12 protein-coding genes and 2 pseudogenes are annotated in these 26196 nt (G+C 41.0%); 1 reads left to right on the top strand and 13 read right to left on the bottom strand.

What is annotated here, in order from left to right:
- Position 1: 1 nt before the first annotated feature.
- From NXX38_RS09125 to xyl3A, 9 genes and pseudogenes are all read right to left on the bottom strand, one after another.
- A pseudogene (locus NXX38_RS09125) lies at positions 2–2835 on the bottom strand (SusC/RagA family TonB-linked outer membrane protein).
- Between the two features lie 42 nt (positions 2836–2877).
- Positions 2878–4878 carry a RagB/SusD family nutrient uptake outer membrane protein gene (locus tag NXX38_RS09120; RefSeq protein WP_148364032.1) on the bottom strand — a complete coding sequence of 667 codons (2001 nt, stop codon included), beginning with the start codon at positions 4876–4878 and terminating at the stop codon, positions 2878–2880.
- A gap of 10 nt (positions 4879–4888) precedes the next feature.
- Positions 4889–8039, bottom strand: a pseudogene (locus NXX38_RS09115) (SusC/RagA family TonB-linked outer membrane protein).
- A 119-nt stretch (positions 8040–8158) separates the two neighbouring features.
- The gene (locus NXX38_RS09110; protein WP_258979314.1) at positions 8159–9892 is read right to left on the bottom strand and encodes a glycoside hydrolase family 43 protein; all 1734 of its coding nucleotides are present in this window, start codon (positions 9890–9892) and stop codon (positions 8159–8161) included.
- 188 nt (positions 9893–10080) lie between these two features.
- A complete protein-coding gene (locus NXX38_RS09105) occupies positions 10081–11655 on the bottom strand; it encodes a glycoside hydrolase 43 family protein (RefSeq protein WP_258979312.1) in 1575 nt (524 codons plus the stop codon).
- A gap of 50 nt (positions 11656–11705) precedes the next feature.
- The gene (locus tag NXX38_RS09100) at positions 11706–13034 is read right to left on the bottom strand and encodes a glycoside hydrolase family 43 protein (RefSeq protein ID WP_217721821.1); all 1329 of its coding nucleotides are present in this window, start codon (positions 13032–13034) and stop codon (positions 11706–11708) included.
- Between the two features lie 17 nt (positions 13035–13051).
- The gene (locus tag NXX38_RS09095; protein WP_258981907.1) at positions 13052–14992 is read right to left on the bottom strand and encodes a glycoside hydrolase family 97 protein; all 1941 of its coding nucleotides are present in this window, start codon (positions 14990–14992) and stop codon (positions 13052–13054) included.
- Positions 14993–15059: 67 nt separating this feature from the next.
- Positions 15060–16787 (bottom strand): glycoside hydrolase family 43 protein, encoded by a 1728-nt coding sequence (locus NXX38_RS09090; RefSeq protein WP_258979308.1) that lies wholly within the window; start codon positions 16785–16787, stop codon positions 15060–15062.
- Between the two features lie 854 nt (positions 16788–17641).
- Complete coding sequence (xyl3A, locus tag NXX38_RS09085; RefSeq protein WP_217721819.1) at positions 17642–20227, bottom strand: xylan 1,4-beta-xylosidase; 2586 nt, start codon at positions 20225–20227, stop codon at positions 17642–17644.
- A gap of 257 nt (positions 20228–20484) precedes the next feature.
- Here xyl3A and NXX38_RS09080 point away from each other — a divergent pair, with 257 nt between their 5' ends.
- Positions 20485–21690 carry an ATP-binding protein gene (locus tag NXX38_RS09080; RefSeq protein WP_148364038.1) on the top strand — a complete coding sequence of 402 codons (1206 nt, stop codon included), beginning with the start codon at positions 20485–20487 and terminating at the stop codon, positions 21688–21690.
- Between the two features lie 113 nt (positions 21691–21803).
- Here the strand turns inward: NXX38_RS09080 and NXX38_RS09075 are convergent, their stop codons facing one another.
- Genes NXX38_RS09075 through NXX38_RS09060 form a run of 4 tightly spaced genes read right to left on the bottom strand, consistent with a single transcriptional unit; the run spans position 21804 to position 26024 of the window.
- Positions 21804–22820 (bottom strand): zinc-binding alcohol dehydrogenase family protein, encoded by a 1017-nt coding sequence (locus tag NXX38_RS09075; RefSeq protein ID WP_148364039.1) that lies wholly within the window; start codon positions 22818–22820, stop codon positions 21804–21806.
- A gap of 25 nt (positions 22821–22845) precedes the next feature.
- A complete protein-coding gene (gene fucP, locus NXX38_RS09070) occupies positions 22846–24114 on the bottom strand; it encodes an L-fucose:H+ symporter permease (RefSeq protein WP_148364040.1) in 1269 nt (422 codons plus the stop codon).
- 38 nt (positions 24115–24152) lie between these two features.
- Positions 24153–25076, bottom strand: coding sequence for an amidohydrolase (locus tag NXX38_RS09065; protein WP_258979304.1), 924 nt, complete (start codon positions 25074–25076; stop codon positions 24153–24155).
- Positions 25077–25091: 15 nt separating this feature from the next.
- Positions 25092–26024, bottom strand: a complete 933-nt coding sequence (locus tag NXX38_RS09060) for an aldo/keto reductase (RefSeq protein WP_258979302.1) — start codon at positions 26022–26024, stop codon at positions 25092–25094.
- Between the last annotated feature and the right edge of the window lie 172 nt (positions 26025–26196).

The following is a 26196-nucleotide window of genomic DNA, read 5'->3' as shown; positions in this document are numbered from 1 at the left end:
ATTAGAAAGTTGCAGTCACACCTAAATTATAGAAGCGGCATTGCGGGCCGGAGCCAACATTCAATTCCAGCGCCTTGCGTTCCTTGGATATTGTGAGTAAATCAGAACCGCTGATATATGCGGATACTCCATGAACAAAACTATTCTTAAACCACTTGGAAGGTAGATCATACGTGACCTGTACTTTTGCCAGACGGAAAGCATCCGTCTTATACATCCAGAAGTCGGAAGAATAAAAGTTATTAGTTCCACTTTCTGTAGTCAAACGCGGATAAGTAGCTGTTGCTGCCGTTTCCGGAGTCCAACGCCCCCGGACTACTGCCGAGTATTTATCTTCACCGGATATCCAATAATAAGACTCGTTGTTTTTCATGGCATGTCCGCCAAACTCACCTGTACCCAATACAAAGAAAGTTAATCCTTTCCATTTAGCAGTCAAGTTTATACCCAACGCCAAGGGAGCTCCATACCAACCGCCACGAGCCAGATAAACCTGATCTTTATCATCAATTATACCGTCATTATTCTGATCTACATATTTCAAATCACCCGGTCTTATTGTACCGCCAAGACGCTGTTCAGGAGAATCTATGATGTCCTGCTCATCCTTGAAGAATCCGATGCACTGTAATCCCCAAATACCGTCAACAGCATATCCTTTACGGTATTGGTATTTATCCTGATGCAATTCATCCCGCTTGGTAGCTTTCGTTGTATAGTAAGTTCCGGTAACGCCCGCTGTAAAATCAACCTTACCGAAACGTTTGTTGTAGTTTACGTTGAAATCAAATCCCATGCGACGGTCATTATCGTAGTTGATGTACGGACGAAACGAAGCGGTCGGGTAATAAGTGAAGAAATACTCCGGATACTGAGTAGTAGAAGTCACGATTTTACCTTCGATTGAATTAACAAAGAAAGATGCATCCGCTGTTATCATCCGGTTCCATAAAGAAGTTTTCAGATTAACAGAAAGCTCTTTACGCTTGATAAAGCTCAAGTCTTCATTCGCCCCTTGTTTAGAGTTAGTAGAGTGTAGTGATACACTCTCGCGCCATCCCCACCATGCACCGTCCGATTGGTTGTAATAACCATCATACATATAATAGTTGTCAATTCCCAAATCCGTATTCAAGATACTGCCAGACACACTCAACATCAGTTCGTCCACTACCGGAGATTTTTCCAGAAAGCTCTCGTTGGATAATCTCCAGCCCAATGTCAAAGAAGGTGAGAAAGCATTACGATGTCCCGGAGCCAACTTTGCAGAATGTATAACAGCCCCACCAAAATCGGCATAATATTTATTGCGGAAGTTATATCCCAACTGCATGCCCAAATTTACATTGCTTGTCTTATGATATTCTCCTGAATAACTTTGTTGATAACCGGAGGCTATTAACATGGCAGCCAAATGATGATCATCATTAAAAGTGTTCTCGTAATCGAACTGACCGGAGAATAAAACAGTCTGGTTATCCGAACTGCCGCTGATATTCTGCACACCAGACTTCTTATCCTCATTGTATTTTGTCAAACCGACAATAATATCTTTCCCCCATTATTAGACCAGGTAGGAGCATATGTGGCATAGCTGTTATTATAAGAAGTGATATAAGCAGTAGAGTAATCTACAGAAAACCGAGTATGAAAAGAGAGTCCTTTCAACACCTTGTCCAAACCAATGTTCACTCCCGCATCAAACTGGAACGAACGATCTGTTGCTTTGCTATAACCTGAAGCATAATAATCGCCAAATACATTTGTCATATCAGATTGTGTTCCTGCCAAAAAGTATTTTCCATCAACTATATTATTGCTATTCGCCACCAAATCCCATGCACTGGCTGCATTTGCATCAATATAGCTCAACGGAATCAACGGAGAAATACGATTGGGACGCAATGCAGATGCCGCACTCCAATAATAAGAGCCATTGGCACTACGACGTGAATAGAAAGATACTTTAGCATTCACATAAGCTGTAATAAAGTCATTCAATGTCAAATCTACGTTACCGCGAATATTTAAACCATTGGTCCCATTATGCTTCGCTTCACCGATTTTGAAAACGTCATTGGAACGAAGATAATTTATATTCGTATAAAAATGGGCACGATGATTGCCACCCGAAATTTCGGCTGTAACATCCGAACGATTATATGCCTTCTTGATATAGTCCGACGAATACATATTCACATTAGCATAACGATAAGGATTCTCACCGGATCCATAATGGTAAATATCTTCCGCGCTATAGAGAGTACCGAGCCCGTCATTGGCACGTGCTTCATTATAAAGAGTCATGTATTCGGCCGAACCTAAATATTCGGGGTAACTCTTTGCGACATAAAACCCTGTATTAGCACGTACATCTACTTGAAGGTCCGTACTCTTACCTCTTTTGGTTGTAATCATAATTACTCCTTTAGCCGCACGACTACCATAGAGCACCACAGCTTGCGCACCTTTCAAAAAGGTTATTTGGCTGATTTCCGTAGGAGAAATATAATCAATATTGCGAGGTACCCCGTCCACCAATATCAGCTTTTCATCCATTCCCCACAATGAGTTTCCATTGTAACCACCGACATATCCCTGCATATCGGTCAAGCTCCATGTATTGTAATTTTTCTTCGTCAATTCCTCTACATTTACTACTGAGACACCTCCTAATAAATTGCTCTGAGAAACCTTTCGGAAAGCTACCTGCACCAACGAATCGTTTTGCAGCGAACTTGCATTATCCCCTGCCAACTCTTGTGCACCGGTAGAAATAACAACCGGAAAAACAAGCACTGCACTGAGAATGAATCTTCTATATATATGTTTCATTGTTTATTCATTTATAATTATACATTCAGTAACCATAAGGAATTACCATCCCGGATTCTGCGGGAATTCAGCATACAGATACACGTCATTATCCAATAAGGGGAACCAGTAATGCTTCGTTCCAAATACCCGTTTCAAAATAGTCACCTCACGGAAGTTTCTCACTTCTGCCTCTGCCGGATCATTATTCTTATAAAAGTCTTCATTCTCTACACGTTCGAATTCTTGTGAAGTCTTAATAATATAGGGTTCTTCGGTCAGCAGCAACCAACGCTGCAAATCGTTAAAGCGGAAACCTTCGAAAGACAACTCGACAGCACGTTCACGACGAACTTCATCCATAAATTTCCGGGAATTGGAAATATATTCCGGACAAAGAGTACCTTTTTCATCACCCGGCTCTCCTCCACCAACAGGGCCTACTCCCGCACGTTTACGCAAAGTATTGATCGCATCTTCGGCCGTTTTACCAAAATTCGTAGATTTACCTGCAGCACCATCTACTGCCGCACAAGCCTCAGCGTACATCAGATAAATATCCGCCAAACGCATGTAAGGTAAGTATGTATGCAGGTTACCTGACCAATTATAGAGCCCATCATATTTATTAGCCTGATGCGGTACTAATTTCTGGATGAAATAGCCGGTACGGCTGGCATTGGCCACGGCTCTCATAGCTCCACCCGTATACAGGGTGCAATAGCGCAAGAATTCCTTGTCTGCTTCAGGAATAGCTGCATTGACATAATGGAATCCGTCAAAAACTATGTCATGATAAAAACGGGCATCACGATTTCTAAATGGAAAATTCTTTCTAAAACCGGATTTTGTTTCATCTTCACTCAATGGCAAACCGTTCTCCATACCATACAAATTCACATAGTTGGCGGTAGGCTGGTGAATGATATTATCATGTTCAACCAAACCATAAATTTTAGGTCCCCACAATTTGGTCATATTCCAGTTACTACCGTTGAAGTCTTCGGACGGACCACGGAAAATAGCTTCTGTAGTACCCGGCATTTTCCAGTTCTGACCAGTAGTATAGAATATTTCAGAATAACTATCAGAAGCAGATGCCGATTTGGTATGATTGTAAATATCACTATAATCAAACTGCGCCAATGCATATTGCGTCTGCCCGCTTTCGACAAGTGTCAGTAACTCTCCGAATGCCTCTGCAGCTTTTTTTGCATATTCTGTATTGTAATTGTAAGTATTGCTTCCACCTAGCTGCGCACCATGCTCCATCAAAGGACTGGCAGCCCAAAGATAATTCTTGCCCAGATAGCCTAATGCCATAATCTTGTTGATACGCAAATCATTCTTACCCGCGGTTTGTTTGCCAACAGTTGTGTTATCCCAATTAATAGGAAGCAAATCCGCTGCCATACGGAAATCGGCTGCCGCTTTATCCGCACATTCCTGATAACTCAGACGTGGCAAAGACATTTTCTCTGTAGCAGATAAGACTGTATCAATATAGGGCAATCCGCCAAAATATTGCATCATTTCAAAGTGCCACCATGCACGGAAAAAATAAAGTTGACCGGCAATCAGGTTTTTCTCCTCATCCGTAGCTTCCGTTAACCTTTCTAGATTAGCGATGCCAATGTTAGCCTTACGTATACAATACCATGCATGTGGCCACAGTGAATGTTTAAACTTAGCATTGCCGTCACTGTTCGGATGATAAGTAGCCGTAGGATCACTGCCGGTACGATAGAGCCAGCATTGATTATTGGTAGACCATGCACGGAAGTTACCCAAATCGACCTGATGCGTCATGTGGCTGTCACCTTCCGGGTTGAATATTTCATCATCTCCCCAGTTCCAGGAAGTAGTATAATTGTTCTTCTCCTTATCAGGAATACAGTTGTATATTTCCTCGATAAACCCCTGAAAATTCCTAAAGTTCTTAAATGCTTCTTCTTCAGACACGGTAGAGTCAGCTTCCTTGTCCAGATAGTCCTCACAAGATGAAAATCCCAACGAGAAGAGCAATAAGCTACCGCATAAAAGAGTTCTATATATTTTTCTCATAGTACTTTGATTATAATGTAAATTTAACACCTAAGTTGAAACGTTTCACCGTAGGATACGCCCCTTGATTGCCCGAACCTGCATAATTCGATTCACGGTCGTCCGGCATCTTAGACCATACCCATAAGTTGTTTCCATTTAAGTAAATCTTCAAATTTTTCACCCCGAGTTTTCGCACCCATCCATCTGTAAAGGTATAGGCTATCTCTGCATTTTTCAGACGAATGTAAGAACCGTCATAATAGTATTGCGTACCATTACTGTAACCGCTCACCTTTGACAACCAGCGCGGAGTTACAACATCGGCCGCATCGCCAGCCTCAGACCACCAACTACCCTGGTCGTACACCGTATTCATCTGACTGCCGAAACTGGTCAACTGAACGACACGAGTCACATTATTTACACCATAGAACTGTACAAAAGCGCTGAATCCCTTCCACTCAAAGCCAAGAGTAGCATTATATGTGTTCTGTGGAGTATCAGAGTAACCGTAAGGAGCTTGGTCCTTGCTGTCGACTACGCCATCACCATTGAAATCGACGATATAATAGTCTCCGGGAAGACGTTGTGAATTGTTTGTATCATGCTGCGGGCTACCAATCACATCGTCATAAGAATTCAAATATCCATTATCAATATATGCCTTATTCTGACCAATGGCATAACCAGCCACCTTTTGATACCCAGCCAACAATGGAGCATCGTCTTTTTCAAGTATCTTATTTTCCGCATGGGTCATGCTCATATTAGCCCAAACGCGCATCCTATTGGAAAATGTCTTGTTGATACGAAGTTCCAACTCATAACCTTTGGTTCTAACCTTACCTAAGTTAGCGGTAACTGCTGTAGTACCAAAATAAGAAGGAATAGCCCGATCGCTTCCACCCACCAGAATATCAGTACGTTTATCACGAAAGACTTCCACGCTACCTGCAAACAAGCCATCCAAAAACGAGTAATCAATACCAAAATTCAATTTCTTTACTTTCTCCCAATGCACATCAGAATTACCTACTGCTGATTCACGATACCAAGTATATGGGCTTTCACCACGATCTACATCCAAAGACGAGGTTCCGCCGTAAGCCCATTGGTTCATATACAACCAACGTGTTTTTACATTATCATCACCAATTTCACCGTAAGAAGCACGAATTTTCAACATATCCAAAATTCTGCGTTCTTTCAAGAATTTCATAAACGGTTCTTCACTAACCATCCATCCGATAGCACCGGAATTAAAAAACGCAAAACGATTTTCTTTGCTGAACTTCTCGGAACCATTATAAGCACCATTATATTCAATAAAATACCGATCCGACCAATTATAAGTAGTACGGAATGCCCAGTCTTCACGATAGTGAGGAATTTCACTTCCTGTAGCCGTTTCCTGACGACTGAACAATCCCATAAGGGTAACATTATGCTTTCCAAAACTACGGGCCCAATTTAATTGTGCCTGATAATTAAGATTACGCTGTGTCGCCCAATTCTTGACTTCACCACCTTCCGTATTCCACATTACACCCTGCATAAAATCAAAACCAGTATTGTTGTCATACGACTTTTTATAACTGACCTCACCTGTATCCGGATTAATCCATTTATGTTGTGCGTCGTTATATAGGTCATTGATACCGCGCTTCCATTCTACAAAAGTATTATCCCAAGAAACCATAGCTCTTGCACTCAATCCTTTCGTTATAAAGCTCAAATCCTGCTCCAATGCAAAGTCAGTTGTTATCTGTGTAGTAGTGGTAGTCATCGTACCTCCCAATGACACATTTTCTGCAGAGTTGGTAACATTCGAGATATTCGGATAATATCCCCACGAACCATCCGAATATTTCGGAAGGAATACATCCGGAGCAATATTATACGCCCCCCGCCCACTGCTGGGCAATCGACCAGTCGGCCGAACTATCATAATTGGAATTATTATAAGGAGTTTTCTTGTATCCATTAGAGCCTGCTACATTAACCTTAAAAACAGTACTCTTGGTTATCTGGAAATCCAGATTACTACGTACATTAATTCTGTCATACCCATAACCGGAATTATAATCACGCCCATTATCAAATACATCGAACAAGTCTCCCTCATGCACATAATCGACAGAAGCGAAATATTTTACAAATCGAGTACCACCGCTGACATTCACATTTGCATTGTAGGACATCGCATAGTCTTTGAACAATACATCCTGCCAGTCCACATTCGGATAGCGTTCCGCTTCTTCCAAATTTGCCGGATTACGATACTTATTAATTATTGCCTGCGGCTTTATGTACGACCATGAATCCGGATACAAGCTCAACTCATGCTCAATAGCCATATTACGCGCCATCAAAGCATCATAAGAATCCAACTTGTTAGGAAGTTTAGAAGGTATCTTCATCGTGGCATTGGCTGCAATGTTTATTTGGGCAGCTCCCTCAGTTCCGCGTTTGGTCGTTACTAAAATGACACCATTTGCACCTTTCACACCATAAACAGCAGTTGCAGAAGCATCCTTCAAGACAGAAATAGATTGTACAGAAGCAATATCCACACTGCTCATCGGACGTTCTATGCCATCCACCAGTACCAACGGGTCACTATTATTCCATGAACTAGTCCCACGTATTGTGATTTTCGGTTCTTCCTCACCCGGCATACCGGAGCTTTGAGTCGTTATAACCCCCGGCAGGTTACCGGTTAACGCCGCACCAATATCAGAAATGCCAGCCGCCCGTTCCAATACTTTTCCAGTGGTCTGCGTGATAGCACCTACCACACTCGCTTTCTTCTGTTGTCCGTAACCTACAACTACGACTTCTTCCAGTTGTTTAGTATCATCTTCCAACACCACTTTAATAAGACCTTTGGAAACCACTTTTACTTCCTGTGGCTTCATTCCTACATACGAAACAATAAGGGTAGACTTCTCATTGGGTACGGTCAATACAAAATTTCCATCTATATCTGAAATCGTACCTATTGAATTATTACCCTTTAAAACTACTGAGGCCCCAATAATCGTCTCACCATTACTGTCAAGAACTGTTCCCCTCACCGTCATTTCTTTTTGTGCTTGTGCTGTTACAAAACTAAACAACATAAGGAGAAACAAGTAAGGAATCTTTTGAATTTTCTTCGTTACATTTTTCATTACCATTAGTTTAAGATGTTAATTAACCACATTGTTTTCTAATCATCATTCTTTTTTTAATTGCACTAGCCGTCATTATAAATACCACTCATAGTTACTAGTATTAGATTTATATAAAAAAATAATTATTTGCAAGTAGCGTATAATCCGATTGTAGTACCAGTAAATCCACCAGCCGTTGTAGTAGAGAGATAACTGGAATCTACATCTTTACAAAGCAGTTTCCAGCTTTTTTCACCATCAATAGAATAATAGAAATCGTAACCAATTCCTTGAGATACTAATTTCAAATATACTTCATTTGTATTTGCGTCTATTTCATCTGAAGCCAATGTCTGTTCCTTTTCACCAATTTGTTTCAGAGAAATATTTTTATTCTCACCCACTTTATTCAAGCAGAAGAAATATTGATGCGTCTCATCTTTAAACAACAGCATTCCTGCCATTTCCTTGTCGTCAGAAGGATTGAACAACATACGGGTAGCACATTCAAATTTATGATGTTGCAACCGACGGCAGACAAATGCCGGAGTCTTCTTCTCCGTAGCGCTAATATCTGCACACTTCAAGGTCAAATATCCGGGTGTTTCCGACAAAGAATATAGATCGGATGCAGAAGTTCTTAAAGTCATCCATGGCATATCAAGTACAGGAGAATCAAAGTTCTCTATTAACTCGAAATTACCATAAGTAACTGTCGTATCGCGTTTCGCACCTTCACGTTTTACAATCATAGGTACTGAATCATCGCCTTGTGTCATGTACGGGAATCCGTCTTCACTCCATTTCACCGGCATCATAAATGTTTCACGTCCCAAATTCTCAAACTGATTATTAATAGGGCGACAAGCCAGAAAAACAGCCCACCAATCTCCCTCTTTTGTTTGAATCAAGTCTGCATGACCAGCACAGGTTACCGAATTAGGACGGTCAGAATTCAAATGTCTTTGCGTCAGAATCGGATTGTTTTTCCATGGAAGAAATTTACCCATCGGAGAATCACCACGGAAAATCACTTCCGAATGCCAGTTCCCCGTTCCACCTTCGGCGGACATCAAGAAATACTTTCCATTTATTTTATATAAATGAGGGCCTTCTATCCAAATTGGTTTATCTGCCGGTTGAGCTCCTTTGTTTACAAGAATTTTACGGGGACCGATCGTCTTATCCGCCTTCACATCAAACTCTTGTATGCGTATAGTACGGTGTCCGCTATATTCAGGTTTATTATCCGGAGCCTCATCATTATTAACAATATATGCCTTACCATCTTCATCAAAAAAGAAAGAAGGATCAATACCTCCGACCTCCGGCAACATGACGGGTTCCGACCATTCACCAAACGGGTCTTGCGTCTTAACAAAGAAATTCCCGGCTCCGACATTGGTTGTTACCATATAATATGTCTTGTTATACGGATTATAAGAAATAGCCGGAGCAAAAATACCGCCACTCACTTTCTGTCCTTCCATCTTCACTAATTGCGAAGCGCGATTCAACACATGTCCTATCTGTTTCCAATTCACCAAATCCTTGCTGTGAAAAATAGGAACACCGGGAAAATAGGTGAATGTAGATGTTACCAGGAAATAATCACCTTCTCCATTTGTGCAAACACTAGGATCGGAATACCATCCTGGCAAAATAGGATTATAAAAATAATCTTCACCTGACAGAGGATTGGAAATATAAAAATCATCATTTCCTTTGTAGGAAAAATAATCAAAGAGAGCCACAAATTTTCCAATAGTCGGTAATTGTTGTTCTTTCTTTGAGTTACATGACATCATTGTTATCCCTAACATAAATATGGAGAGCCAAACGATTGACATTGATTGCATAACCTGTGTATTCTTCATAATACTTCTTATTTTCTTTATAATCAAATATGAATTACTGATCTTTTCTGCAAAGATATCCCAGCTCATAAAACTACAGACATAATTATGTTACGGGCTTCTTTTCCAAAATAACATCTTCATTTTCAATGTTACATCTATCTTTTCCCTTGTAGCACAGTAAAACAATCACACTGATTATCAATGTATTACATTTCTATTTTTTTATAATGAAAGAAATCAATATCCACATATCCACCTTTCGTTTTCGTAGCATAATTGAATATGGCAAACTTTGTTCCCATAAAAAACTTGGTAAAATCAAACTTCATTTTGAAATCCTGTCCGACCTTTATCCATTTGCGATTATCCAAACTATAATAGAAAGTAGCCAAATCACGATGCTGACTAAAATCGCAGTCAATACGCAGATAAATCATATTCTGATCCAAGCCTATCCGCTCTTCCTCAACAGCGTCAACTTTCAGAATCGCTTTGTCAGAATCATTCAATTCTACAACATTCGTACTCATTGTGAGATATTTCTTATTTCCATCCATTATTATAGACAATAACCCCGAATCCCCGTTAAATGCACTAAATCCGGCGACATCCCCATCTTTCATGTGGGATATATCCATAGAAATAGTTCCACTACACGCAGGTCCTTCCATACGCTGTGTGATGGTATTGGGAGCAGCATACAAATTATCGACTATCCGATCCGTCTTAAGCCGCAAGTAACCGGGACGTTCACTCAAGGACCAGAAATCGTTCATCGGATTATGGTTCCACTGCCAGTTAAGCTTTAACTTGGAGACATCAAAATCATCACTTACCACCAAAGGGATTTCCGGATAGCCTTGAATCGGCTTCTCCATCACCAAAGGTACATGTCCATTTTCATCCCCCAGCATCGGCCAACCGTCTACCCAACGACATGGCATCAAGGTAGGAACACGTCCCACTCCGTTACGGTCTTGAAATATCATGCCATACCAACGACCGTCCGGTGTATCAACAATATTCCCTTGTCCCACTCCTCCATACGTATCAAAAGCATCTTCTAAAATCACGTTCTTTTTATATGGCCCGGTTATATTATCAGCACGATAACATACCTCTCTGCGGATGCCATTTCTCGGCCATGAAATCATCAACAAATAATACTTTCCATTATGTTTTATCACCTGGCTTCCCTCCAACAGTCCATTCTCCGTCTCGTCACGTTCGAAGATTTTCATATTGACACCATTGGGTTGCACTCCTGAAAGATCACTCTTTAGTTCAACAAGAGAGCCTGTCCCGTAAAAAATATACACTTTACCATCATCATCGAAGAAAAGAGATGCATCATGAAAATGCGGTGTACGAGATACCAACTCCCACTTACCGCCCGGGTCAGTTGTCGAATAAATATATCCTTTGTGCGGCTTGTCATTAGGGGAAAAGAATACATAAAACTTACCATTATGATAACGAATCGATGACGCCCATTGTCCCCGTCCATAGACAGTACCGTCTTTCAGGTCATAATTCGGAGTATCCGTCAGTTTATCAAATACATAACCTACAATTTCCCAATTTACAAGATCTTTTGATTTCATGACAGGCGCTCCGGGCATCAGATGCATTGTAGTACTGATCATATAAAAATCATCACCTACCCTAATCACAGACATATCAGGAACGTCCGCATAAATAACCGGATTACGAAATGTATCACTTGCATATCCCATTATCCCGGATAGTAGTAACAAAAACAAAACAAACAGTTTTCTCATGACCATATTCTTGATATATAAAATTAAAAAACAATTGCTGTGTATTGGAACTATTTAAATTCCCAATAATCCAAATTGAAAAGTTTCTTCCCTTTCTCTCCCTTAAAACAAAAATAAAGATCATGCACCCTTTTGGCATTCTTTATCTTGCATGACATCAGTTTATAGATATCCATTCCTCCTGTAGAAGATATGCTGATATTACCAACTATCTGTCCGTCAACACCGTCCAAACGAATCTCAATATTTCCTCCTTTTTCAATGCAGGCAGCGCTGACACTAAACTTCTTCGCCCCTTTTGCTCCAAAATCAACACCTCGCACACACAAGTATTCATCATTGTCAATATCTGTCACATATAAACCTCCATTCTCTAAATTCCCGGTCTTCAGCCCATACCCCCAAGCCATCGTTTCAGCCTCCACTCTGCGATAAGGATTAAAGGTCCCGATTTGCTCCAGTTTTGTATCCTGCCAATAGGGGACTTCCTGAATTGTCCCATCCGGATTATAATGCATTTTTGCAACAGATACCGAACGCCGCTCTTTATGATCGAAAGTCTCCAGATGAAGCAAATCATAATTTAGGCCAAACACATACGAGTCCCCCTTATAATCAATAATTCCGGGGTGATTGCCTCTGGTTCTTTCCGTAGGACGCATGATATATCCTTCTGTAACCCATGGACCGGTAGCCTTGTCACTCATGGCATAGCCAATACCTTCCGGGCAACAAGTTGAAGCAAAAGCCATATAATAATGTCCGTTCCGCTTATACGTCCAAGGTCCTTCCTGATAATGTTCCGGCTTATCAGCCAGTTTTACGATTTCTCCCGAATAAGAAACCATATCCTCATTCAGTTTCACGTAATAGACATTTGGATTGCCCCAATACATATAGGCTTGCCCGTCATCATCAATAAATACGGTAGGGTCGATATCATCCCAATGCTCTTTTTGCCATACTAACGGTTTATTCAAAGGGTCTTTGAAAGGACCGTAAGGAGAGTCGGATACCAATACGCCGATACCATTACCGTGAATCGGGCAATACATATAAAATTTACCATTACGTTCGATGACTTGCTCTGCCCAGGCACCGTTATCACGCTTCACCCAATTGAAACTCTTCAAGGAAGCGACTGCACCATGATCCGTCCAGTTTACCATGTCTGTAGAAGTATAAAGCAGCCAGTCCAGCATTTTGAAACCTTCGGCATCATCCTCATCATGAGTGGTATAAAGAAAAACGGTATCATTATATACCATTGGAGCCGGATCAGCGGTATATTTTGTCTGGATAATAGGATTTTGTGCCGTTCCCGAAACAGCCATCATAACCAACAGGAGTGATACACCCCAAAAATTCAAGTTTTTCATATTCTATCAGTTTAAAGTTATTGGGTTATTAATATTCCACCATTGCAAGGAATGGCCAATTGCAATTCTTGTTTCTTACCTATTTCTATTTGTTTTACGCTACCCTGCAATGCCTTATCATCACCATACAGTCTCACCTTTTCTCCATTGGAGAACATCGGCAAATTAATTTTAAGTTTCAGTGTTTCCTTCTGCGCATTTACTCCGGCAATATACCATTTGTCTCCATGACGACGGGCAAGAATAACGTATTTGCCAGGATAACCATCAATGAAACGTACCTCATCCCAAGTCGTTGGGACCTCTTTCATAAAATCAATTGCCCACGCAGGAGCATCAGTCAGATTATTCGGTGCCAAAGCGAAATGTTGTACCGGACTTTGAAATAAAACCGCCGTAGCCAATGCAAAGACATCTGATGTCACCCGTCGACTTCCTCGTGGAGCATTATCCGCATTGTAATATTTGTTCAATGCACTACCTCCGAAATCCATGCTACCTACCGTGTTACGGATAAACGGATGCAGGGTGGCATTAAAAGCCTCATGATCACAGCTACCTTGAGAGAAATGAAGATTTTCACTAGCCAACACAGCTTCACTCGATGCGTAGTTAGGAAACATATGTTCCCAACCACGAGGCAAAGTACATCCATGAAAAATAACCAGAAGGCCGTACTCGTTTGCATCCGCCAAGATATCCTCATACAACTGCATAGTCATTTGCTTGTCACCTCCGAAAAAGTCAACTTTTATTCCGCGGATACCAATGCTTTGCATCCATTTCATCTCCTTACGTCTGGCTATCGCATTATCCATAATACCTCTCGGAGTTTGCGGAGCATCATTCCAATACCCATTCGAATTATACCACAAATAAAGAGCTACCCCTTTGTCCTTCCCATATTTAGCCAATTCTTCAATTTTATCACGCCCAATTTGTTTATCCCACAAGGCATCGACCAACACAGATTGATACCCCATCGCTGCCGAGAAATCAATATACCGGAGTTGCTCTTTGTAATTAGTACTTCCATCCATACCGATAATCCAGCTCCATGAACCCCGGCCATACGTATACTCTCCTTTTGCCGGATAAAGCGGTTTTACAACATCAAAAGGAACGGTCGTCTCCACTATGGGAGCCAAAGTCTTACCTAAAGTAATAGTACGCCAAGGCGTCTCGCCCGGTAATGCTATCCCCGGAGAAACCGTACCATTCCCATTCGCTTCACCTTCTTGCGGAAATCCAATGGTATATACTCCTCCTTTTTGTCCCAACAGACGGCTCGCACAATATCCGCCATTTACTCCCGTTTCGGAAACAAGCACCCAACCGTTATCTCCATTACGGAACAGACAGGGAAATGTATATCCTTCTCCCCAGCCATTTTTCCCTGCGACATCATCTGCTGTATAAGACGTCTCATAACTTGGAGAAGTACGGGCAAATCCCCCCATCGGTTTACTTTGCGGACAAAGGAAAGTGGTGGTTCCGTCAGGAAACGCAAATCCTGTGGCTTCCTTCCTAATCACGCAATTTAGTGTCTCACCTTGCGGATACATCTTATATTTAAAAGCAACATCATTATTACTTATGCGGAATATAACATCATAAACTGTTTTCCCTTGTTGTGTAAACAAAAATACAGCTTCATTCGCCACATAATGAACCTTGCTCTGTTTAATAGAAGGTAGCTCATAGGTTTCATCTATTTCGTTTATTAAAACATTTTTCTCTAGCGACATCCCCGATGAAAAATCTCCGATATTTGCAACAATCCCCAATGGAGATGGCTCTAAAAAGAGAACATTGTCATAACTGACAGAATAAGAGGGTCTCCCATCTCTATCCGAAACTGTTACCACCAGCTTCCCATCAGGACTTGCTATCTGTTTATCTTCTGCACTCGCAACGCTACTAACCAATAACATAGCCATTGCTATAAAAAATTTCATCATATTTCTATTTTTTAGATTCTTCAAAGGATGTATTTTCATAATTACAGAATGATAAGGTTTCTAATTAATTACCAACAGATGTTGCATACAGGCCGATCATTGCTCCTGTAAAGCCACCAGCCACATTAGTAGAAAGAATATCACCGGAAACGGTTCCTCCTAAATTTATAAAACTTTTGCCATCAGTCGAATAATTAAAACGATAATCATCTCCATTGGCTGTTACTTGCAGTGTCACAGGTTTCTCTATCTCTATCTTCACCTCGCCTAGAACACTTGTTTGCCCTTTTTCGGTTCTTTGCAGTATCAGATAATAGTCTTTTTCTTTTTTAGTAATACCGAAAACGTAGTGATATCTTTCATTCTGATAACATGTTACACCGGCAAAATCTTTCTCATTTTTCGGTTTGTACTCCATTGTCGCTGCCGCTGTAAATTGATTATGCTGCTGGCGGTAGAACAAGGTAGAAGTAGGTTTCACTTCATTGATATTTGTGGTAAAAGGAATGATTCGTAAACCTTTACCGGTGATATCCACGAATTCCTCACGAGGACCTCTAAGACCGATCCATCTAAAATCCAATGTCTTATCGGAGAAATCATCCTTAAAGACAAAGTTACCACTAGGCAAATAACCATTTTGCCCTGTTTGGTTCTCTACTCCTGAAGGCATCTTCAATGTAGGTTTCATAGGAATAAGCCCATTCTCAAAAACAGGAAATGTTCCGCTCCAGTCCACCGAAAGAATAAAAGTTTCACGTCCGGTATTCACTCTATTCTTCTCATTGGGACGTATCCCCAAAAATACACCATAATATTTTCCATCCGGTCCCTCCACTAAGTCTGCATGACCAGCCCAGTCTACTTTATTCACCCGGTTTGCAGGAAAATAACGCTGGGTGAGAATCGGATTGTTACTTGCCGGAAGATAAGGTCCTTTCGGATAATCACTTACAAAAATCACTTCACTATGCCAGCCTCCGGTTCCACCTTCCGCACACATCAAATAGTAACGTCCATCTTTCTTATAGATATGAGGAGCTTCAATCCATATTGGCTTTTCTTCTATATTGACGCCACCATTGACAATGATCCGGTCCGATCCCGGAACCACTTTATCATTCTCCACATCATAATCCCATATTTTTATGACACGGTGTCCTGAGTAACATTCATTTGCTTTAGCAGGAGCATCATTATGCACCACGTATGCCTTGCCATTATCATCAAAGAAAAGAGAAGGATCAATGCCTTCAAATTGAAGTTTGACCGGATCACTCCAACCATTCTCCGGATTCTTTGTCTTTACCACCATATTTCCAAAGCCTCCGGAAAATTGAGTGGTTATCATATAAAACGTATCATTATTGGGATTATATCTTATAGCAGGAGCATATACACCAGCACTAATACCACAATCTTCAACCTTTAATTGTGACGTTCTGTCCAGCACATGACCGATTTGTTTCCAGTTGACCAGATCATTAGAATGGAAAATAGGTACCCCGGGAAACATGGCAAAAGATGAGCACACCAAATAATAATCATTCCCTTTCCGCGTTATACTCGGATCGGGATAGCAACCCTGCAAAATAGGATTATAGAACTCACCCGGCTTTAAAGGATTGTTTTGATAAATAGCATCCTCCCCCTGATAAATAAATTGCGTAAAGACAGGAGCATTTTTCGTTATTTTACCCTTGCCACTCACCTCCATATTAAAAAACAGCATAATAAATACGACAAGGCCCACGGATTGACAGCCCGACAAAATCAATTTTAATGTTCTCATATTATCACTTTTTATTTTCTATAATTTCCTGTTCCATAGTAGTGATGGCAAATGTATTGATTTGATTTCATCGTATCTGAATAATCACGATACAGGCTTCTATATAGAGGTTACATTTATCACAGACATGTAACATTCTTCTTTCTTGGTGTTACACAAGCATTTAAATCCATAAAATGGTAAGAGAAATGTTACATTGAAAAGACAACTAGGGACAGTTGTCCATGGAATGAGAAGATTTCACGATAAGTATTAATAGAAAGAATCTAATCTATTAATAATAAACTTGTTCACTATTAAGGGGAAACTTCTGTAGATCAGTATACAAACTTACTCTTCCCTAATTACAATCTATAATTGCAAGCTTTGATTATAAAATCAGAACTTGCAATTATAAAAATGCAAGCTTCATTTATAAAAACAAAACTTGCGTTTATAGTTTATAATAGGCGCAAAACAACTTTACCGGTAACTAAAAACATGTTTGTCGGTAATGAAGAGAAACTTTTCTATTAATGGTTTGCGTACAGTATTCCTATATTTCTCATTGGATAGAGAAGCGAAGTAGAACATTTAGTATGAGAAATACCTTGATATGCCCTAGAATAGGATGAGAATAAAAGGATTTCGGGACTAAAATAGGAGAAAAGTATGAGAAATGAATTTCTAGAAAGTATTTCTCATAATGCATCTCCCTGATAATCTATATATTATATAAAATGATGAGAATATGAGAAATGAAAATGAAAAATCGTTTGCAGGGCGCTGAATTTAAATTTGAATTCAGCGCTCAATTTATATTGGTTGTAGAAGGTAGATAGTTCCAATATACTGGATAAAATCAGGAAGTATGATTATTGCACGTTCATCACTATCGCTTTCAATTTATTTTTATCGGAAGAGCCTCCATACAGCAATTCATAAGTACCTGCCACCGGATGCATTGTATTAGTCGCCTCATCAAACCATTCGAAACTCTCATGTGTAAGAGGAATAGTTACTGATTTTGTTTGCCCGGCAGGAATATGGACACGTTTGAAAGCACGCAGGGTATAACGGGGGCCGTCTTTATCTGCCGGAGATCGCAGATAAACCTGAACCACTTCATCTCCGTCCCGCTGCCCTACATTACTTACCGGAACAGTTAACATAGCTGTTTCTCCTTTTCCAATCGTATTCTTACCCAGATTAGCCTCACCATAAATAAACGTTGTATAACTCAGCCCATACCCGAATGGGTAAAGTGGTTGCTGTTGCATATATCGATAAGTACGTCCCTTCATGGAATAATCTTCGAAGTCCGGCAACTGACCGGCATCCTTATAGAAAGTGACCGGTAAACGTCCTGCCGGGTTATAATCTCCAAACAGTACATCTACAATAGCCGTACCACCTGCCTGACCCGGATACCACGCCTGCAAAATTGCCTCACAAGTATTTGATTCCGGCACTAATCCGATGGCTGAACCGGAATAATTGATAAAGACTACTTTCTTTCCAGCTTTCTTCAAGGTCCTCAGCAAGTCGCGCTGAACAGCAGGAAGTTCAATATCCGTACGGTCGCCCCCTTTAAATCCGGACACTTCCACCGGCATTTCCTCACCCTCCAGACTGGGAGAAATTCCGCCGGCAAAAAGAACGACATCAGCATCCTTCACTTTCTCTACTGCCAAATTCAAATTAATTTCGACTTGTTTACCCAAATCAAAGTCTAATGTAGCTCTCTCATTCCGTTGCTTAAACAGAATCTCAATATGATACTCCTTTCCAGCTTTCGCCTGTAACGTATAGAGATTCGTCGGATTCTTGACATATACTTTTTGAGCTACTTGTTCACCATCAACCATCAGAGTTACTTCACCATCCAACTGGAAACGGAAAGCAACATCACCGGACTGTGAAGGACGAAAAACAGATTCATAACGAGCCGAGAAATCTGTTATTTCTACACCGGGAGCAAATGTAGTAGCCCCTGTTGTAGCAAAATGGAATGGAGTAGAAATCTGGTCAGTGGCAACCACTTCTCCTTCACGAGTCCGATTATTCCAATATTCTGCCAAGAAGCCGGGCTTACCATTTATACTACATTCACTAAACAGACTTTGCAGTGCTTCTCTACTCGTGCGGTCACAACCGGGCTCATACATCACTTGTCCTTCGGGTAATTTGGAACGGACAGCTTCCAGTAAAGTAACTGTATGTCCCGGTATACCATTATAGTTTCCCCACTGCATCACAGAATCGTTGGCATTTGGTCCCATAACAGCCACTTTCAGACCAGTATTCAAAGGAAGAATATTGTTTTTATTCTGCAAAAGCACCAATGACTCACGCGCCATACGCAGGGCTAAATCCTGATGTTCCTTACTATTAAGAGTAGAAGCAGGAATCTCCGCCCAGGCAGGTTGTTCATCCATCTCTCCCAACTCAAAACGTGCAGTCAACAAACGTTTCAGCGAAACATCAATCAGCTTTTCATCAATCAATCCGGCTTTCACAGCATCTGCCAACGAGCCATATTCACCACCACATTCCAGGTCTGTTCCTGATAATACAGCCCCGGCAGAAGCGTGTTCCTTGTCCGGATGAGTTCCATGTGTTTCCGGCCTGTAAAAATCGGAAATTGCACCGCAATCGGAAACAACAATCCCTTTATATCCCCACTCATCACGTAAAATCTGCATTAACAGACGGTTGCTTCCACAACAAGGCTCTCCCTCAAAACGATTGTAGGCACACATCACCTCTTTTACATCCGCCTTCTGCACCAAGTCTTTGAAAGCCGGTAGGTAAGTCTCCCATAAATCACGGGGAGCAATATTCTCCGCATCAAAACTGTGGCGGTTCCACTCCGGTCCGGAATGGACTGCGAAGTGTTTGGCACAAGCATGCAGTTTGTCGTATTTACCATCCTCCGGTCCCTGCAAGCCACGAACGACAGCCATTCCCAGCTGTCCTGTCAGATAAGGATCCTCGCCATAAGTCTCCTGTCCGCGTCCCCAACGAGGATCACGGAATATATTTACATTCGGCGTCCAGAATGTCAGTCCCTGATAGCGTTTTAAAACACCGTTTTCACTGAAAATACGGGATTTCACACGAGCCTCGTCGGATACAGCATCAAATACTTCATACAATAACGAATCATTAAAAGAAGCCCCCATACCGATAGCCTGGGGAAAAACTGTGGCCAACCCTGCGCGTCCGACTCCGTGTAACGCTTCATTCCACCAGTCATACTCTTTGATTCCCAGACGCGGAATAGCGGGTGAGGCATTCTGCATGAGTGCAACTTTCTCTTCCAGAGTCAATCGGGGCAATAAATCTTCCGCCCGTTGTTCAGCCGTTAAAGAAGTGTCTTGATAAGGTAATTTTTGAGCGCAAGAAAAAAGTAAAGAGAGACTGCATACTCCAAGCGCAAATTTTAGTCCTGTATTCATGTTATTACATATTAGTAGGTTATCTTGTTTCAACGCAAAGTTAACGGATTTCAGCCAATAGTATATATAATCATGTATCAAAGACTTGTATTCGTGTTACATATATGCATAGAAAAACCAAGATTTCCTGATATTACATTTCAACAGAACTAAAATAGACTTAAAACTTTCCCGATTTCCAATAAAAGTTTGAAGTATACTTAAAACTTTTCCTTATCTTAGCAAAAGTTTTAAATACAAATAAAACCTATAATAAAATGGACTTTCCTAGAATTCTCAAAAAAAGAAAAGGCTACATCGAACGGATAAAACCTTTCATGCGGAAATCTGTAGCTAAGGTACTGACAGGTCAGAGACGTGTAGGCAAAAGCTTTCTCCTTTATCAACTTATTGAAGAAATTTTAGGTGAAGAGCCAAATGCCAATATCATTTACATCAATCTGGAAGACTTTGAATTCAGTTCATTACAAACAGCCCAAGATTTACATTCCTACATCATTTCTCAAAGTCAGAAGAAAGACAAGAACTATATATTTATCGACGAAATACAGGACATTCCGGGATTTGAGAAAGTGATTCGTTCTCTTCTCCTCAATGAAGATAACGATATATACATTACCGGTAGCAATGCCAATATGCTTTCAGGAGAACTTGCAACTTATTTAAGCGGCAGATATATTGAATTCAAAATATACAGTCTCTCTTATTTGGAATTCCTCGAATTTCATGGATTAACTGACAATGAAAAAAGCTATGAACTATATAGTCGTTATGGTGGGCTTCCTTACTTGTTGAACCTTCCTCTCGAAGACGAAACAGTAAATGAATATCTAAAAAGCATATACTCTACGATTGTTTTTCGTGATGTAGTCAGTCGGTATAAACTACGAAACACATTATTTTTAGAGAAGTTAATCCAGTTCTTATCCGAAAACATAGGAAATCTGTTCTCGGCTAAAAATATCAGTGATTATTTAAAATCACAACATGCGACAGTTTCTGTGAATCAAATTCAAAATTATACAGAATACCTAAGCAACGCTTTTCTTATTCACCGGGTAGAAAGATATGATTTAATAGGTAAACGTGTCTTTGAAATAGGAGAGAAATACTATTTCGAAAATATGGGAATCCGCAATATTGTTATTGGATATCGCATTACAGACAAAGCCAAAATATTAGAGAATCTGGTTTATAATCATCTTTTATATAGAGGATATGAAGTAAAGGTTGGTTATTATGGAGATAAGGAAATTGATTTCATCGGAGAAAAAAACGGAGAAAAACTCTACATACAAGTTTCTTTAAAAATAGACAGCGAAAAAACCGCTGAAAGAGAATTCGGGAATCTACTGAAAATACAAGATAATTATCCTAAAATGGTAATAACAGAGGATAACTTCAATGGAAATAGCTATGAAGGGATACGCCACTGTTCAATACGCCAGTTCTTAATGGAGTAGATTGCAGCAGTAACTCAATCGATCATCTTCTTAGATGCAGATTGCACGGATCAAATAAAAATCCCTGTTCCGTGCAATCCTGATCTGATCATAAGAGCCGACAAAACAGTTACTTAAAACTCAACTAAAATACGGAATACCTTCCCCGGATTAGCCGCCCATTCCTGCATAGCTTCTAAAGCTCCTTCAGGTTTGGCAACTTTCGAAATCAACTCTTCTACCGGACAATTTCCTTCTTTCATATAATTGATGACTGCACGGAAGTCTGCCGGCAAGGCATTTCTGGAACCACGAATATCCAGTTCTTTCTGAACAAAGAGTTTCGTTTGAAAAGCAACTTCACTCTTAGCATAGCCGATACAAACCACCCGTCCTGTGAAACCGACTTCATCTACTGCCATAACATAAGTCACCGGACTGCCAACAGCTTCAATCACAACATCAGCACCCAATCCCTCTGTGATCTCCTGCATCCGTTCGTGCACATTTTCTGTCTTGGAGTTAATCACATAAGAGGCGCCTACCTTTTTCGCCAGTTCCAGCTTTTCATCATCCAGGTCAACAGCAATTACCGTTGCACCTCTCAAAGCGGCACGTACAATGGCACCGATACCAATCATACCACAACCAATCACCATCACAAATTCATTATCGATTACTTGTGCACGAGATACGGCATGAAAACCGACACTCATCGGTTCGATCAAGGCACAGTCACGAGAAGAGATATTACCTGCCGGAATAATCTTTGTCCAAGGCAATACAGCATATTCGCACATCACTCCATTGCGTTGCACGCCTAATGTTTCATTATGTTCGCAGGCATTAACACGGCCATTACGACAAGAAGCACATTTTCCACAGTTGGTATACGGATTCAAGGTCACATTCATACCTTTTTCAAAACCCGCCGGAACATCCGGGCCGATTTCCTCAATGACTGCTCCTACTTCATGTCCCGGTATCACAGGCAATTTCACCATCGGATTTTTACCCAGGAATGTGTTCAAGTCGGAACCACAAAAACCAACATACTTGATTCTTACTAATACTTCACCGGCTCCAACGGTCGGTTTTTCCAGTTCAACCACCTTCATTTCGGAGGGATTGATAATTTGAACTGCTTTCATTTGATATGTATTTGATAAAATTTTATTAATCGATTACTTTATAACCTTTCCAGCCATAGTAGGCACAGAAGACAAAGCAAATCATCGGCACGCAATAAGCCACATAATAAATATGCTCATTGGCATGCATGAAATAAGCTGTCAACTGCGGGAGACAGGCATTACCAACGATCGCCATTACAAGAAAGGCCGAACCGCTCTTCGTCTGATTTCCAAGTCCTTTTAAAGCCAATGAGAATTGAGTGGGATACATAATGGACATAAAAAACGAAATAGCCAGCATCGCATATAGTCCGATCATTCCTCCCCATATCATCACCACTCCGCACAGGAGGATATTCATCAGGGCATAGAGCAACAGCATATCTTGAGGACGGAATTTCACCATCAAGCCTGTACCAATCCAACGCCCCAAAAGAAAAGCCAGCATATAGAGTCCGAAGAAAGTGGTAGCCGTATCTTCCGGCAATCCTGCATAGGTGCAGCAATAGACCAGGAAAAGACTATTGATGGCTGTCTGCCCGCCATTATAAAAGAATTGGGCAATCACTCCCCAACGAAGATGCGAGTGTTTTAATACTCCGAAGTCTATCAGTTTTTCTTTCTTAGCATCAGTCACCATTGCATCTGAAGAGGTTGTTTCATCTCCAATCTTCGGCAACTTTGAAAAGACAAATACAACGGCTATGGCAATGAGCAGTAAGGCCAATATCAGATAAGGAAGTTTCATGGCATCTGTTTCCAGTTGGATATAGGCTTGCCAACCACCCGGATAATCTACAGGAAGTGTTTCCCGTGTGTAATGGTTCCCACTAAGGATGAGTTTGCTTAAGAACATGGCAGCAATGAAGGCTCCGAGTCCGTTGAAAGACTGCGCTAGGTTCAATCGGCGGGGAGCCGTTTCAGAGGCACCCAGCACTGTTACATACGGATTGGCAGCCGTCTCCAGAAAGCACATTCCGGTGGCAATGATAAAGAAGATGCAAAGGTAAGCCCAATATTCTTTTAGCATGGCAGCAGGGAAAAAGAGCAGACCTCCGATAGCAGCCAGGATAAGTCCGAATATAATTCCCGCTTTATAACTATATCGTTTCATGAACATAGCTATCGGAATAGGAAAAATAAAGTAGGCAAGCCAATAGGCTGTCTCTGTAAAAGAAGCCTCAAAGGTATTCAGTTCACAGGTCTTCATTAATTGCCGGATCATCGTAGGAAGCAGATTACTGCTTATCGCCCACAAGAAGAAAAGGCAGAAAACCAAAGCTAAGGGTATTGTATATGTATTCTTTTTCATGGTATAAATATAGTTTCACGATAAGATTGTTTTCTCAATCATTCGGACATGTTCTTAATGTAAGGAAGCACGGGGAGATCTGTAAATCCATAGAAATTCCGGGCATTCTCTCCTAAAAAGAGTCTTTTGTCCTCTTCCGTCAATTCAGAAGACTTCACCACAAAATCATAAGACATTTTGTAGGTGATCGCTGTGATGGTACGCGGATAATCCGAGCCCCACATCAGTTTTTCCATTCCTACCAGATCTGCCGCTTCACGGATGGCTTTTATGGCTCCTTTAAAAGGATAAAACTCGTCATTGAAAAGCCAGGTGATTCCACCGGATTCAATCATCACATTGGAATGACGTGCCAGACGGATTTGCTCTTTCCAGTCGGGCCGTGTCACCATTCCGAAGTGTCCGATAGCTATCCGCAAATCCGGACATTCCTGAATAACCTCCTCCATTTCAGGAACCTGTGTGGCTCCGTCGGCTAAATCAATAGAAAGCAGAACGTCCTTATCTTCCATATAATGGAACATATCTATCATCTCTTCACTGTTCAGCATCACTCTTCTTTCTTTCAGTAATAACCGTTGTGCCGGAATCTTGATTGCCTTAAAACCATTGTCAATAAGTTCTTTGGCATGATTCAGAAATCCCGGTTTACGGAATTCACACATGCCGCAAACAATAAAACGATTGGGAAAACGTTCCTCTACTGTTGCCAGATAATCATTCTGAATTCCATCAATAAATTCTTGCGTGATGACTGCGGCAGCTACCTGCGCATAATCCATATTCGAAAGAAACGTCTCCGCATCATTCACCCCATTCACCATGAAAGGAGGAAGCATCTGGCGAATCTCTCCCATAAATTCCGAACGTCCATTCTGTAAAGAACGAATGGGTAAACCATCTACTACCGTGTTCTGCTCTATCCACAGATGAGCGTGCGCATCAATAATTGTATAGTCCATACAAATGATTCTGTTTTATGAATTTGCCCAGCTTACCCGTTTCTGTTCTCCGATAATCTCCTGCACTTCCTGAACGAGTTCCCAATCAATAGGTTCTTCGATGAAAGCGATGTTCTTTTTCACATTCTCCGGATTAGTCGTACTAAACAAAGTCGTTGCTATACGGGGATTGCTGACGGAAAATTGCATAGCCAGTTTCTCTATCGGATAGTTTTTTGCCTTGCAATGTTCCATAGCTTTACGGCAAGCTTCTACCAATGGTTGGGGAGCCGGATGCCAGACAGGAACACCGCGTTCACTCAACAGTCCCATTGAAAGCGGAGAAGCATTAATCACACCGATTGCTTTGGATTCGAAATAGTCCAGAAAGTCTGCTAATTTATCATCACACAGGCAGTAATGGCAGAAGTTAAGTACAGATTCAATCGTACCGCTCGGTGAATGGTCGATAACCCATTTCAAGTTTTCCAGTTGCAGGTCAGTAATTCCTACGTGGCCTACCACACCTTTTTCACGCAACTCGACCAAAGCCGGCAGTGTTTCATTGACCACTTGATTCAAATCGGCAAATTCCACATCGTGCACATTAATCAGGTCGATAAAATCTATATTCAAGCGTTCCATGCTCTCGTACACACTTTCTGTCGCACGTTTTGCAGAGTAGTCCCACAGGTTCACTCCGTCTTTTCCATAACGTCCCACTTTGGTAGAGAGGTAATAGCGATCGCGAGGAAGATCTTTCAGTGCTTTTCCTAAAACAGTCTCCGCTTTGTAATGTCCGTAATAAGGAGAGACATCTATAAAATTCATTCCCGATTCAACGGCTGTGAACACGGCCTGAATGCCCTCTTTCTCTTTCAAATCATGGAAAACTCCTCCTAAGGAAGAAGCTCCGAAACTAAGAGATGACACTTTCATCCCTGTTTTTCCGATTTCATGGTATTGCATACTTTTAGGTTTTAATTTATCTTGTATGCGACAAAAGTAGGTCAGGAATAGTTTCAATGCAGCAGAGAGCAGTCGAAAAACCAACGTAACGGTTTACGTAAAAAATATTGCTTCAGATGCTTTTAATTTTCCGGGAATGTGCTTTCTTTGTAAAAAGAATCTAAGTTACAGA

The organism is Bacteroides sp. BFG-637 (assembly GCF_024793605.1).
Taxonomy (GTDB): Bacteria; Bacteroidota; Bacteroidia; order Bacteroidales; family Bacteroidaceae; genus Bacteroides; species Bacteroides vicugnae.
This window is presented reverse-complemented; position numbering and strand designations above follow the sequence as displayed.